At 61.8% G+C, this 13,955-nt stretch carries 13 protein-coding genes; 8 read left to right on the top strand and 5 right to left on the bottom strand.

Annotated features, from left to right (window positions below; genetic code table 11):
* Nucleotides 1-323: 323 nt before the first annotated feature.
* Complete coding sequence (gene tyrS / locus IG168_RS18305; protein WP_193166057.1) at nucleotides 324-1,628, bottom strand: tyrosine--tRNA ligase; 1,305 nt, start codon at nucleotides 1,626-1,628, stop codon at nucleotides 324-326.
* A 280-nt stretch (nucleotides 1,629-1,908) separates the two neighbouring features.
* Here tyrS and IG168_RS18310 point away from each other — a divergent pair, with 280 nt between their 5' ends.
* Together IG168_RS18310 and IG168_RS18315 are read left to right on the top strand one after the other, a co-directional pair.
* Complete coding sequence (locus IG168_RS18310; protein WP_193166058.1) at nucleotides 1,909-3,288, top strand: peptidoglycan DD-metalloendopeptidase family protein; 1,380 nt, start codon at nucleotides 1,909-1,911, stop codon at nucleotides 3,286-3,288.
* Nucleotides 3,289-3,306: 18 nt separating this feature from the next.
* A complete protein-coding gene (locus IG168_RS18315; RefSeq protein WP_193166059.1) occupies nucleotides 3,307-4,416 on the top strand; it encodes an anhydro-N-acetylmuramic acid kinase in 1,110 nt (369 codons plus the stop codon).
* Between the two features lie 47 nt (nucleotides 4,417-4,463).
* Here the strand turns inward: IG168_RS18315 and erpA are convergent, their stop codons facing one another.
* The 4 genes from erpA to argC form a co-directional block, all read right to left on the bottom strand.
* Nucleotides 4,464-4,817: an iron-sulfur cluster insertion protein ErpA gene (erpA, locus tag IG168_RS18320; protein WP_193166060.1), complete on the bottom strand. Its 354-nt coding sequence runs from the start codon at nucleotides 4,815-4,817 to the stop codon at nucleotides 4,464-4,466.
* A gap of 168 nt (nucleotides 4,818-4,985) precedes the next feature.
* Complete coding sequence (locus IG168_RS18325; protein WP_193166061.1) at nucleotides 4,986-5,396, bottom strand: bactofilin family protein; 411 nt, start codon at nucleotides 5,394-5,396, stop codon at nucleotides 4,986-4,988.
* Nucleotides 5,397-5,464: 68 nt separating this feature from the next.
* Nucleotides 5,465-6,208, bottom strand: coding sequence for a DUF6776 family protein (locus IG168_RS18330; RefSeq protein WP_193166062.1), 744 nt, complete (start codon nucleotides 6,206-6,208; stop codon nucleotides 5,465-5,467).
* A gap of 56 nt (nucleotides 6,209-6,264) precedes the next feature.
* Nucleotides 6,265-7,311 (bottom strand): N-acetyl-gamma-glutamyl-phosphate reductase, encoded by a 1,047-nt coding sequence (gene argC / locus IG168_RS18335; protein WP_193166063.1) that lies wholly within the window; start codon nucleotides 7,309-7,311, stop codon nucleotides 6,265-6,267.
* A gap of 104 nt (nucleotides 7,312-7,415) precedes the next feature.
* On the opposite strand from argC, the gene IG168_RS18340 reads away from it, so the two are divergent.
* The 6 genes from IG168_RS18340 (at nucleotide 7,416) to IG168_RS18365 (ending at nucleotide 13,947) form a co-directional block, all read left to right on the top strand.
* Nucleotides 7,416-9,224 (top strand): chloride channel protein, encoded by a 1,809-nt coding sequence (locus IG168_RS18340; RefSeq protein ID WP_319024756.1) that lies wholly within the window; start codon nucleotides 7,416-7,418, stop codon nucleotides 9,222-9,224.
* 30 nt (nucleotides 9,225-9,254) lie between these two features.
* Nucleotides 9,255-9,677, top strand: a complete 423-nt coding sequence (gene hemJ, locus IG168_RS18345; protein WP_193166064.1) for a protoporphyrinogen oxidase HemJ — start codon at nucleotides 9,255-9,257, stop codon at nucleotides 9,675-9,677.
* Between the two features lie 129 nt (nucleotides 9,678-9,806).
* Entirely contained in the window at nucleotides 9,807-10,592 is a 786-nt protein-coding gene (gene thiD, locus IG168_RS18350) for a bifunctional hydroxymethylpyrimidine kinase/phosphomethylpyrimidine kinase (protein ID WP_193166065.1), read from the top strand.
* 123 nt (nucleotides 10,593-10,715) lie between these two features.
* Nucleotides 10,716-11,999: a glutamate-1-semialdehyde 2,1-aminomutase gene (gene hemL, locus IG168_RS18355; RefSeq protein WP_193166066.1), complete on the top strand. Its 1,284-nt coding sequence runs from the start codon at nucleotides 10,716-10,718 to the stop codon at nucleotides 11,997-11,999.
* A 149-nt stretch (nucleotides 12,000-12,148) separates the two neighbouring features.
* Nucleotides 12,149-13,324 (top strand): benzoate/H(+) symporter BenE family transporter, encoded by a 1,176-nt coding sequence (locus IG168_RS18360; RefSeq protein WP_226877137.1) that lies wholly within the window; start codon nucleotides 12,149-12,151, stop codon nucleotides 13,322-13,324.
* On the top strand, nucleotides 13,321-13,947 hold the full coding sequence (locus IG168_RS18365) for a GntR family transcriptional regulator (RefSeq protein WP_193166067.1): 627 nt from the start codon (nucleotides 13,321-13,323) through the stop codon (nucleotides 13,945-13,947). The genes IG168_RS18360 and IG168_RS18365 overlap by 4 nt, the downstream gene beginning before the upstream one ends.
* Nucleotides 13,948-13,955 lie beyond the last annotated feature (8 nt).

Below are 13,955 nucleotides of genomic sequence, written 5' to 3' on the forward strand. Positions count from 1 at the left end.
TTCTACACATCCGGTCTGCTTTAGCAAGCGCTTTCTGGCAGACTTTTTTGAGGTTTTCGCAGCTGCTTAACAGCGCTTTTGAAACCCTCGACCACCGTCTCCGGTGACCCTTGAAGTGGCGCGCATTATAGCGACCTCTTCGACCTTGGCAAGCTCTTTCTTGGAGAAACTTTCTTAAGAAAATCAATCACTTGGAGCTGCCTCCTCACTGCTTCTCAAGCAGCGAGGGCGCGAACTATACGAGCTGGCTCAGCCCGCTGCAAGCTCTTTTGTGACAAAACTGTAAAAAATGCTTTTTCGGCGAAAAAACGCTCAAAAAGCCATCAATTTGCCAGTGCAAACAGGTGGTACTTCTTCTTGCCGAGCCGGACGATATAGAAGCGGTCGCTCAGCGCCTTGTCTGCGGCGAACACGCTGGCGGGATCCCCATTACTTTCCATGCCGACGGCCTGGCCGTTCACCAGCACGGCATTGCGACCCAGCGCATCTTTAACCGGCTTGCCGGAAGGCGCCATGCCCGCATCCACCAGTAGGTTGATCAGGCTCTGCCCGCCGAAATCCGCTGGGAGATCGGAGCTGGGCAGGCCGTCGAGGCGCAACTGCTCGAGATCGCTCGCAGACAACTCGGCAATATCTCCGGAAAACAGCGCACGGGAAATCCGCTCCGCTGCGGCGAGACCATCCGCTCCGTGCACCAGCTGTGTCACTTCCCGCGCAAGGATACCCTGCGCCTCCGGCTTGCCGGCGCGCTCGCGGTCCGCGGCTTCGATCGCATCGATCTCATCGACACTAAGGAAAGTGAAGTAACGCAGGAATTTGTAGACGTCCGCATCGGCCGTGTTCAGCCAGAACTGATAGAAGGCGTACGGCGAAGTGCGGTTGGCGTCCAGCCAGATGGTGCCGCTTTCGGTTTTGCCGAATTTGGTGCCGTCGGCTTTGGTCACCAGCGGCAGTGTCAGGCCGAATACCTTGCCGCGGTGTTGGCGGCGCGTCAGATCGACGCCACCGGTGATATTGCCCCACTGGTCCGAACCGCCGATCTGCAGGGTGCACCCTTCGCGCTTGTACAGCTCGGAAAAATCCATCGACTGCAGCAGCATGTAGGAGAACTCAGTGAAGGAAATTCCCTCACCTTCCCGCTGAATCCGCTGCTTGACGGATTCCTTGTTAATCATATTGTTGACGGAGAAATGTTTTCCCACGTCGCGCAGAAAATCGAGCACATTGAGGTTCTGCGTCCAGTCGAGGTTATTGGCGACGATGGCGCTGTTGTCGCCACAATCAAAATCGACAAAGCGTGAAACCTGCGCCTTCAGTTTTTCCACCCAGCCAGAAACCACATCCGGAGTATTGAGACTGCGCTCCTGTGTTTTGAAGGAAGGGTCGCCAATCAGGCCGGTTGCGCCGCCAACCAGCGCAATCGGTTTGTGTCCTGCCGCCTGAAACCTCTTCAAAGTCAGTAGCGGGACTAGACTGCCTATATGCAGGGAATCCGCGGTGGGGTCGAAACCGCAATAGAGGGTTCTTGGCTCCGCCAGATGCTGTGTCAGCTCGCCGTCGCCTGTCGCCTGATTGATCAGTCCGCGGCGGTCCAAGTCTTTAAGCAGTGTCCCATCGACCCCGGCCATGGTTTCCCCTTCAAAATACTTTTCGGTTGAATCGGGCCGCCGGACGGCGGCAAAGCGGGCTGCAACATTACCGAAGTCTGCGGTAAATACAAGCGCGTACAATACGTGCAAACCACTGCCAGGGAATAAACGCAGAGGAACTCAATCATGGACAGACAGGTCAATTACTCCGTGAACCACGGCGGGAATTTTGTTATAAAGCCGCCTCGGTGTTCGTTTTTTAGGCACCGGTCACCAGTAACCCAGATAACAAGCACTAGCAGCGCCAGCCGATAAGACCATGTACGATCAAAGCAAACAGACGCCGAAGCGCCTGCTGGGCGCAGTGCGCCAGCACTTTCCCCGCACCCATGCCCTCGCAGCCGGCGCGGCCAGTTTCGCACTGGCGCTCACCATGTTCATGTCCACACCTGAAGTAGAGGCCAAGCGACTGCCCCTGGAGGTAAACCTCTCCAGCACGACAGCGGTCGAAGCCACTGCCGGTACCGCGGCCACACATCACGCCGCCGCGCCGGAAGCCGAGGAGACGTTGCGCGCCCACACACTGAAGGTCAAGCAGGGTGACACCCTGTCCGACCTGTTTGAGCGCGCCGGTGTCAGTGCCGCCGAGATGTACCAGCTGCTGGCCAGCGGTAAAGAAGCGCGGCAGCTGGCAAAGCTGGCCCCGGGCGAAGAGCTTACCTTCCGCACGGATGACCAGGGTGCCCTGAAGAGCCTCGAGCTGCACCGCGATCGACTGAACCTGGAAGAATTCAGCCGCGGCGATAGCGGAGACTTCAAGTACGCCCTGCACCAGCGCAAGGCCGACAGTTATACCGCTTATCGCCACGCCAAGATCGACAGCTCACTCTTTGTTGCCGGCAGCGATGCCGGCCTGAGCGGCAACCTGATCATGGAAATGGCGGACGTATTCAGTTCCGACATCGACTTCGCACTGGACATCCGCAAGGGCGATAGCTTCAGCGTCATGTACGAAGAAGAGTTTCTGGAGGGGGAAAAAATCGGTAACGGCCCCATCCAGGCAGTGAGTTTCACCAATCACGGCAAAACCTTCAGCGCGGTGCGCTACGTCGATGTCCACGGTGATGCCAACTACTACACGCCCGACGGCAAAAGTATGCGCAAGGCTTTTATCCGCACCCCGGTGGATTTCGCCCGTATCAGCTCCGGGTACAACCCGCACCGACTGCACCCGATTTTTAAAACCCGCCGCCCGCATAACGGCACCGACTACGCGGCCCCGACGGGCACGCCGGTCTATGCCACCGCCGACGGCCGTGTAATCAAATCCGGCTACAGCAAAGCCAACGGCAATTACATCTTCCTGCAGCACGGCGAACACTACGTGACCCGGTACCTGCACCTGAGCAAGCGCCGGGTCAAAACCGGCCAACGGGTGAAGCAGCGCCAGGTGATCGGCAATGTCGGTTCCACCGGTTACGCCACCGGGCCACACCTGCACTATGAATTCCTGGTAAACGGCCACCACCGCAACCCCGCCACCATCGTGCGCAAGTTGCCCAAGGCGAAGTCCGTCCCGGCGTCGGAAATGGCGCGCTTCCAGGCCCAGACCCAGCCGCTGCTGGCACAACTGGAAAACTACGAGCGCCCGGCCCTAGCCCAGCGTGACGACAACAGCGATAACAATACCGTCAATTAAACCGCGGATACCTGTTCCATGGCGGAGCTCTATATTGGGCTGATGTCCGGCACCAGCGTCGACTCGATCGACGCGGTGCTGGTCGACTTCGGCGAAAAGGACACCCTCCAGACAAAAATCGTCTCTACCCTCGGCCACCCGATTTCTCCGGCACTGCGCGAAGCCATTCTCGCGCTCTGCGCACCTGGACCGTCGGAGCTCGATCGCGCCGGACAACTGGACCGGGAGATCGGCCAGGTCTTCGCCGATGCAGTACTGAGCCTGCTGGACCGGGCCGGCGTGCAGCCCGGGGATGTCGCCGCCATCGGCAGCCACGGCCAGACCGTGCGCCATCGGCCACCCGGCTCTGTCTCCCTGCCCTTTTCCCTGCAACTGGGTGATCCGAACTCTATTGCTGCGCTAACCGGTATCACTACCGTCGCCGATTTCCGCCGCCGGGATATGGCCCTCGGCGGCCAGGGTGCGCCGCTAATGCCAGCTTTCCACCAGGCCGCATTCGCCACTGACCGCGATCGCGCAGTGGTCAACATTGGCGGCATGGCGAACATTACCGAGCTGTCCGCCGACGGCAGTGTCTACGGCTACGACACCGGCCCCGGCAACGCTCTACTCGACTACTGGGTGGGCCTGCACAAAGGTAAATCCTACGACGAAGACGGCGCCTGGGCTGCCAGTGGCCGAGTGCACCCGGAGCTACTGAACCGGCTGATGGCCGACCCGTACTTCGCCGCCAAGCCTCCCAAGAGCACCGGCCGCGAGACCTTTAACGCGAGTTGGCTCGAGGGCGCCAGCGCAGGACTGGAAGTCGCCCCGGTGGATATCCAGGCAACGCTGGCAGAAGTAACCGCCGCCAGCATTGCCGATGCCGCACACCAGTTTGCCTCCGGCGGCGAACTGCTGGTTTGCGGCGGCGGCGCCAGAAACAAGGATTTAATGGCCCGACTGCGCCGGCGCCTGCCGACCTGGTCGATCGCCTGTACCGGCAGTTACGGTATCGATGCGGACTGGCTGGAGGCAGTGGGATTCGCATGGCTGGCCCGCCAGACCCTGCTGGGATTGCCGGGCAACTGTCCGGGCGTCACCGGCGCGCGCAAGAAAACGATCCTGGGAGGGATTTACCCCGCCTGACGGAGCGCAGGCAGGGCGTGTGGCGTTGCGGGCAGGCGCCCGCTGGCTCAAATCGAAAAGGAGGAGCCGCAGCCGCAGGTGGAAGAGGCGTTGGGGTTCTGCACCACGAAACGGGACCCGGAAAGCCCTTCCTCGTAGTCCACGCTGGCCCCCACCAGGTACGGATAGCTCATTGCATCCACCAGCACCTGTATACCGTCTTTCTCGACGACAGCGTCGTCTTCGGCCACCAGCTCATCGAAGGTAAAACCATACTGGAAACCGGAGCAGCCACCACCGGTGACGAACACGCGCAGTTTCAGTTCCGGATTGCCCTCTTCCTCCAGCAGACTCTTGACCTTGGCCACGGCCCGCTCGGTGACCACAACCGGCTCTGGGGAAAAGGAAACAGCTTCTGACATAGGTCTCTCTCGGCAGAACAGGCATTCGCGCCCGCATAAAAACTATGCAGAGGCGCAGCCTTGTGGCCGCCATCTTGCTAAAACCAAGGAAATCAGTCAAGTATAGTGAATCGGCGGGCGACAAGAAGCGCCGACCCGCCGGTCGACCGCGGTGCGGCCGGAAGAGAATTACTCGGCGTCGATGACCGTCTCATCCGAGTATTCGATCATGCGCGGCTCGCCGGCAGTATCCACGTCGACATTGGACACCAGCGCGCCATTGACCTGGGCGCCTTTGACCATCTCGATCAGCTTGTAATGGACATTGCCTTCCACCATCGCCTTGGAGGACAGCTCCAGATGGCGCGTGGCGTAAACGTCGCCCTTAACATTGCCGTTGATCACCACGTGAGGGACGCGGATTTCACCTTCGACCATACCGCCATCGACGATCTGCAGGCGCGCATCGCTGTCGCTGTGCGCACTGACGTTACCGCGCACTTTGCCCTCGATCACGAGGTTGCCGCGGAAGTGGAGATCGCCGGAGACTTCGGTCTGACGCGCAATCAAAGTCGTGTGGTTACTGCTGGAGCTAGCCATAGTGTTAGCCTTTTCTTTCTTTCTTAACATAATTCACCCAAACCTCGTAGCTTCGACGCTACAGTCAATTAGCTTTTCTGCACCAGCCAACCGTAGCGCTGCTCTATATTGAAACCTTTGCGCCCACTGGATTTCAGCGACAGCTCCACACCTTCAGGCTCAAAGCCCTCGGGCAACTGTAGCTCGCCCTCGATATTCTGAAAGTATTTAAAGCGCAAAGGTATCTTCTCACTATCCACCTGCGCCGACAGAGCGCTCAGCGGATAGCGTTTTGGCTGTCCATCCTGGCTGCCCACAACGGTGAAGGTCGCATTGCCACTCACCACGTTGTGTCGAGTCGTCGACTGCTGCACCAACAGTTTGTACTGGTAGCGCCGCTGGTCAGACGTCTGCGAAATACTGAAACGGCCGATGGATACGCCATCGCTGCCGTCGGCCGGGGCCATCAGGCCGCGGTAAAAAGTGATTTCCTGCTTGAGTTCGGCAATGCGGTTGTCTTTCGCCACCAATTCGGCGCGCACTTTCTCGCCGGCCTGTTCACCGATGGTCAACGACTGCTCCGCCGTCGCTGCCCGCAGGCGCAGAGACTCGTTCTCGCTGCGCAGTTTGTCGAGCTGTTTCTGGGCCGTGTCGTATTCCCGGGTCTTCTGGTCCAGGCCCTGCCGCAAGTGGTGCTGGCCGGCGTAATAGGCCGCGGCCGACGTCGCCAGCACCAGCAGCGCCACTCCGATCACAGACAGCGTCCCGGAGAACGGCCGGTGGGGCACCACTTTCATGCGGTACTGCTTGCTGCCTTTTACTTTTTTCGCCATGAATTCCGCTGGTTTGTTATTTGGTTATTTCGAGAATGTGGTAATCGCCGCCGATTTTAAGGCAGCAGAGCGGGGCTCTCCAGTCCCAACGTCTCATTTAGCCCGAACATGATGTTCATGTTCTGTATCGCCTGCGCCGATGCGCCTTTGGCCAGGTTGTCGATGACCGACATGACTACCAGGGTCTCACGCCCCTGGGGCTGCATCAGTGCGATCCTGCACATATTGGTGCCGCGTACGCTGCGTGTCTGCGGGTGACTACCGGCGGGCAGTACATCCACAAACGGTTCGTTGGCGTAGCGCTGTTCAAACAGCGCCTGCAGTTGCTCCGCGGACTGCCCTTTGCTGAGGGTGCCGAACAGCGTCGCGTGGATGCCCCGCACCATCGGCAGCAGGTGCGGCACAAAGGTCACGCGCGCCGCCTCGGATCCGGCAGGCTGCACCCGGCGCAGCCCCTGCTCAATCTCCGGCAGGTGGCGGTGCCCGCCGGCGGCATAGGCGCGGAAGTTGTCGCTGTTTTCGGCGAACAGCAGTTCCGTCTTGCCCTGGCGACCGGCACCGCTGGCGCCGCTGGCAGCACTGGCGATCAGGTGCTGCGGATCCACAGCGCCGGCTTCCAACAGCGGAATCCAGCCCAGCTGGATTGCCGTGGGATAGCAACCGGGGCAGGCCACCAGTTGCGCACCGGCGATATCGGCGCGATTCACTTCCGGCAAGCCGTAAACCGCCTCGGCGGCCAGCTCCGGTGCCGCGTGCGCCTGGCCGTACCACTGTTCCCAGGCGGGAATATCCTGCAAGCGGAAGTCTGCCGACAGGTCGATCACGCGCACTCCGCGCTGAATCAGTTCGGGAACCTGGGCCTGGGCTACGCCGTGTGGCGTGGCGAAAAACACCAAGTCGCAGGCGGCCAGCTGCTCCAGGTCCGGTTCGCAAAATGCTAGATTGCAGTGACCCCGCAGGCTCGGGAAAAGTTCCGCCACCGCTGTGCCCGCAAGGGCCCGGGAAGTGATCGCGGTCAGCTCTACCTGCGGGTGCGCGGAGAGCAAACGCAACAATTCCACTCCCGTGTAGCCGGTACCGCCCACAATTGCTACCTTGATCACCGCCACGAATCTCCTGTGCTCACTGCGGCCGCTGTTTGCGGCCCAATCCTCGATATAATCAGGCGAGCACTCTACCACAAGCTTCTGCCAGATAAGGATGTGTGGTGTCACAACGCTCCCGACTGACCAGCAGTAAATCGCCGGGCAACTGGCCCGCGCGCGAGCGCGGTCTGGAAAAGTTGCGCCTGCAACTCGCCTCCCAGGAAGCGCTGGCACCGCTGCTGGCCCTGGCCCTGTTGACCGGCGCCTGCGCGGGCCTCGTCACCGTCGCCTTCCGCCTCGCCAGCGAGTGGCCGACTAAGTTTTTCCTGTCGGCACCCGGACACTTCGAATCCCTGGCGCCGATGTGGCGATTTGCGCTGCCGGTTTTCGGCGCCCTGGTGTTGGGTGCGGTATTTGAGCTGCTGCGCCCCAGTCGGCGCGCCGTCGGTGTCGCGCATGTGCTCGACCGCCTGCACAACCACCAGGCGCAAATGCCGCTGTCCAACGCCCTGCTGCAATTTTTTGCCGGGGCAGTGACACTGATCAGCGGCCATTCAGTCGGCCGGGAGGGACCCGCCGTACACCTCGGGGCCGCCAGCGGCAGCTGGGTCGCGGGGAAGTTGAAGTTGCCCAACAATTCCGCACGCAGCCTACTCGGATGCGGTGTGGCCGCGGCGATTGCAGCCTCGTTCAACACGCCCCTCGCCGGCGTGGTATTCGCCATGGAAGTCGTCATGCTGGAGTACTCCGTGGTCGGATTCCTACCGGTGATGCTGGCAGCGGTGGCGGGCAGCGCCACTACCCAGCTCACCTTCGGTAGCCGCCCGGCATTCAGCGCGCCAGCCATTCACCTGAACTCGCTCACCGAACTGCCGATCCTGCTGCTGTGCGCGGTCGTGATCGGCACACTGGCCGCCCTGTTTATCCGCACCCAGCGCAAGCTCACCCCACTGCAACGGCGCTCCCCGATCATGCGTTTTCTCGCCGTCGGCCTCGTCACCGGCACACTGGGTATCTGGGTGCCGGAAATCCTCGGTGCCGGCTACGACACCCTGGGCCTGGCAATGATGGGGGAAATCGGTTTCACCGCGCTCATCGTCATCGTCGCCGCCAAACTGGTCGCCACTTCGGTAGGCAGCGGCCTCGGCATTCCCGGCGGGGTCATCGGCCCCAGCCTGTTCCTAGGGGCCTGCCTGGGCGGCATCGCCGGTGGTCTCGCCAACCTGTGGCTGGGGGAGTTCACCGCCAGCCCCGGCTTCTACGCGATGGTGGGCATGGCGGCGATGATGGCGGCACTGCTCAACGCGCCCCTGGCCGCGCTGCTGGCCATTCTCGAGCTCACCTACAACCCCAATGTGCTGTTTGCCGGCATGATGATGATCGTCACTGCGTGCCTGGTGTGCCGTCAGGTTTTCGGCACCGAAGGCATATTCCAGGAGACCCTGCGTGCACAGGACAAGAGTGGCACCCCCAGCTGGCGCCAGCAGATGCTCAGTCGCGTCGGTGTGGCCAGCGTGATGGAGCGGCGCTTCGTGGTAGCGCCGCGCTATGTGGGCGAGCCCGAGGCGCGGCGTTTGATCGAGCGCCACCCCCTGTGGATCCTGATTGACCTGCCGGATAAGCCCGCGCCACAAATCCTGCGGGCAGCCGATCTCGCCACCTTCCTCGAGCGCCTGCGGGAAAACCGAGTTGAGTTCGAACAGGAGGCCATCCCGGAAGATATCGAGGACATAGATCTGCTCAAACTGCCCGGCGAGCGCCATCAACCAGCCGCGCTGAACTGGCGCTCTACGCTACTGGAAGCCCAGCAGCAGCTGGAGTCCAGCGGCGCCGACGCGCTGTATATCATTCGCAGCCAGAGTGGCGCACTGGACAACAATGCCGCGGGCATTATCCTGCCTCAGGACATCGATAACTTTTACCGCAAATAATCCAATCTGTTTCTGCCAAGGGGGCACTCAATGCTGTGGGTTAAGGCTTTTCACCTGGTCGCCGTGGTCTGCTGGTTCGCTGCACTTTTCTACCTACCGCGCCTGTTCGTCTATCACGTGGATGCGACCGATGCGGTGAGCCGCGACCGCTTCTGCATCATGGAGCGCCGCCTGTATCGTGGTATCGGCACGCCTTCAATGATTATCACCATCGCGCTGGGTATCTGGCTCGCCAGCTTTAACTGGGAGTACTACAAGACCGCCGGCTGGTTCCACGCCAAGCTCGTGTTCGTCGTACTGCTGATCGGTTACCACCACATGTGCGGCGCCTACGTACGCAAATTTGCCGAGGGTACGAACACCAAGAGCGGACGCTATTTCCGCATTTTCAACGAATTGCCGGTGATCGCGCTGATCGCCATCGCTATTCTGGCCGTGGTGAAACCTTTCTAGGCCCGATCCCTGCCGTACCCGAAGACACCAATTTTGGCGCGCTATCATTCCGATGAGATCGCGCCCAGCATCTAGAATGAAGGAACCTCCGGACACCTCCACACAGCCACGGAACCGCACGACTCGATCATGGATACACGCCAACCCGTCGTACTGACCGTCACCCACCACGACCCCAGTGGCAGTGCTGGTATCACTGCGGACACCGAAACCGCCGTCAGCCTGGGCTGCCACTGCACATCGGTAGTGTCCGCCATCAGCGTGGGGGATACCGGAGAACTGCTCGGTGTCGCCCCGGTGGACGACAGCCTGCTGGTGGAACAGGCCCGCGCGGTGCTCGAGGATATGCCGGTGGCCGCCATCAAGGTGGGCTACCTCGGCTCGGTAGAGAATGTGCGCGCACTGCACAGCGTGCTGCGTGACTATCCGGATATCCCCGTCGTCATCGATCCCGACGCTACCCTCGCCGACAAACAGAGCCTGCTGGCACCGCCGCTGTGGGAGGCGATGACATCCCTGCTGCTGCCCCACGCCACCATGACCTGCCCCAACCGCCGCGAAGCCTGTGCCATGGCGGTGGAGGCGGACGTACTGGACGCCATGGCGCAGGAACTACTGGAGAGCGGCTGCCGCTACTTGCTGGTGACTGGCGTGCCCAGCGAACAGCGGCTGGAAAACCGCCTCTACGATGAGCGCGGCCTGATCCGCCAGTTCCACTGGGAGCGCCTACCGCCGGCCGCCTACGGCACCTGCGGCACACTTGCCACCGCCATCGCCTGCCATATCGCCCACGGCCTCACCATCATCGAGGCCGTCAGCCGCAGTCAGCAATTCACCTGGAGCGCCATCGCGGACAGCCGCCGCCTGGGAATGGGCCGCCCGATTCCCAATCGCCTGTTCTGGAGCAAGCGCTGATTCGCCGGTGAGCCACCACTGCCCGCGCGACGTCCCCTCTGCAGCGACCGTTTGTAGGCGCTGCCCATTACCGCGATAATACGCGCGAAATTTTTCCACCCCTCCAACGAATTCCGAGTCGATATGAGCAAATCCGAGCAACTCTTTGCCGAAGCCCAGCAGTACATTCCCGGCGGCGTGAACTCCCCAGTGCGAGCCTTCCGCGCAGTCGGCGGAACCCCCCTGTTCATTGAACGCGCCGAAGGCGCCTATCTGTATGACGCCGACGGCAAGCGCTATATCGACTATGTGCAGTCCTGGGGACCGATGGTCCTCGGTCACGCACATCCGGACGTCATCGAGGCGGTTGTGGAACAGGCCCAGTCGGGCCTCAGCTTCGGCGCCCCCACCGAACTGGAAACCGAGCTGGCAGAAGAACTGTGCCGCCTTTGGCCGAACATGGATCTGGTGCGCTTCGTCAACTCCGGCACCGAGGCCACCATGAGCGCCATCCGCCTGGCGCGCGGCTACACCGGCCGCGACAAGATCGTCAAATTCGAGGGGTGCTACCACGGCCACTCCGACTCGCTGCTGGTCAAAGCCGGTTCCGGCGCCCTGACCATGGGCGTGCCGTCTTCCCCCGGCGTGCCGGCGTCGCTGGCGGACCACACCATTACGCTGAGCTACAACGATGCCGAGGGCGTGCGGAAGTGTTTCGACGAAATCGGCGATCAGATCGCCTGCATCATCGTCGAGCCGGTGGCCGGCAATATGAACTGCATTCCGCCGGTACCGGGCTTTCTGGAAACTTTGCGGGAAGTCTGCGACCAGCACGGTGCGGTGCTGATCCTCGACGAAGTAATGACCGGCTTCCGCGTCAGCCTGACCGGCGCCCAGGGTCACTACGGTATCGAAGCTGATCTGACCACACTGGGCAAGGTGATCGGCGGCGGTATGCCGGTGGGCGCCTTCGGCGGCAAGCGCGAAATCATGGAGCAAATTGCGCCGCTCGGTCCGGTCTACCAGGCCGGCACTCTGTCCGGCAACCCGATGGCCATGGTGGCCGGTCTGGAAACCCTGCAACTGATTCAGGAGGAAGGGCTGTACGACCAGCTCACCGCCAAGACCGACCGCCTCGTGGAAGGTGTGCTGGCCGCCGCCAAAGAAGCGGGCATTCCATTGACGGCCAACAAGGCCGGCAGCATGTTCGGTTTCTTCTTCACCGATGCGCCGCAGGTCTCCAACTACCAGCAGGTCATGGCCTGCGATACCGAGCGCTTCAACCGCTTCTTCCACGGCATGTTGGAGGAAGGGGTCTATCTTGCGCCGGCCTCCTACGAAGCCGGCTTTATGTCCGCGGCCCACAGCGATGACGACATCGAGCAGACCATCGCCGCCGCGCGTCGTGTCTTTGCGCGACTGGACTGACCCCCTTCAATTGGCGCCCTTCCCATGATGGAGCGGGCGCCCACCCTCCCCTCAGAATCCCATCGGCGTGACAGTGCCCTGCGAAAAGCATTGCATTTTCCGTGCTCGCGCCATATAAAAATGTATACATTTTTTAGAAGGTATACATTTTGAACCGTTCACTATGGGCGGATAGCAGCCTGTCCACGATCAGCGCCGGCTTCGTCGCCGTACTGGTCGGCATTGCCAGCTCCGTCGCTATCGTCTTCGAAGCGGCCCGCGCTGCCGGGGCCAGCGAGGCAATGATGGTGTCCTGGATCGGCGCCCTGGGCCTCGGTATGGGCCTGACCTGCATCGCCTTTTCCTGGTACTACCGTGCGCCGGTAATCACCGCCTGGTCCACGCCCGGCGCCGCGCTACTGGCGACCAGTCTGGTGGGGATTCCGATGGCCGAGGCCATCGGTGCGTTTCTGTTCAGCGCACTGCTGACTTTGCTAATCGGCCTGTCTGGTACCTTCGACAAGGTCATGGAGAAAATCCCCATGCCGATCACCAGCGCCATGCTCGCCGGGATCCTGGTGCAATTTGGCCTGTCGATCTTCACCTCGCTGCAGGGCAACCCGCTGCTGGTTGGTACCATGCTGCTGACCTATCTCGTCGGCCGCCGCTGGCTGCCCCGCTACGCGATTATCCTGGTGCTGGCGGTTGGTTTTCCGCTCAGCTGGCTGCTGGGACTGGTCCATTTCGAGCTGTTGCACTGGACGCCGAGCCGACCGGTGTGGGTAGCGCCGGAGTTCAAGTTGTCCACGCTCCTCGGCGTCGGCCTTCCGCTATTTATCGTCACCATGACTTCGCAGAATATTCCCGGCGTTGCCACCCTCAGAGCCTGCGGTTACGAGCGGGTGCCGATTTCGCCGGTCATCAGCGGAACGGGGCTGACGTCGCTGCTACTGACGCCATTCGGCGGCTTCGCCTTCAACCTCGCCGCGATTACCGCCGCCATCTGCACCGGGCCGGAGGCGCACGCAGACCCCGCGCGCCGCTACACCGCCGGCATTGCCGCCGGTGTTTTCTACCTGCTCGTGGGGCTCTGTGGCGCCAGCGTCGTGGCCCTGTTCAGCGCCTTTCCCCAGGCGCTGATCGCGAGCCTGGCCGGGCTGGCCCTGATCGGCACCATCGGCGCCAGCCTCGCGGGCGCCACTGCCGAAGTCGAAAGCCGCGAAGCGGCGCTGATCACTTTCCTGATCACCGCTTCCGGCGCCAGCTTCTTCGGTATTGGCGCAGCCTTCTGGGGACTGGCCGGAGGTCTGGCGAGTTACTGGATGTTCAGAAGGCGGGATTCGTGAACCTCTACCAGCGTATCAAGAGGGATCTCCAGCAAGGCCGATTCCCCCCCGGCCGCGTGCTGAAGCAGGCGGAACTGGCCGAACTCTACGACGTCAGTCGCATTCCGGTACGGGACGCGCTGCAACAGCTGAAAAGTGAGGGCTGGCTTACCGGACACGGCAAGCGCGGTGTCGCGGTGCCGCGTTTCGACGTGCTCGAAGTGGAGGATCTGTACCTGATGCGTATGCGTCTGGAACCGCTGCTGCAGACACTGGCGGCGCCGCACCTCAGTGCCGAGACCCTGGGCCGCGCGCGGGATATTCTCGACCGCATGGAATCGGACCGGACACTGTCGGCAACCGAGATAGGCGCGCTGAACTGGGAGTTTCACGCGTGCCTGTATCGCGCCGCCGCGCGCCCGACCCTGTTTGCCACAGTGGAGCAACTGCACCGGCAGTGTGAGCGCTATATCGGCTACCAGTCCCGCAGTCTCAACTACCAGGACACCAGTCAGCGTGAACACTACGCGATTGTCGACACACTGCAGCGGGGCGACAGCGAAACGGCCGCCTCACTGCTGGAACAGCATATTGGCGCCGCCGGACAACAGCTGGTGACATTCCTGCGCTCGGGCAGCGGTTGAGCCGCGAC

This window comes from Microbulbifer hainanensis, assembly GCF_014904735.1.
In the GTDB taxonomy this organism is placed as follows: Bacteria; Pseudomonadota; Gammaproteobacteria; order Pseudomonadales; family Cellvibrionaceae; genus Microbulbifer; species Microbulbifer hainanensis.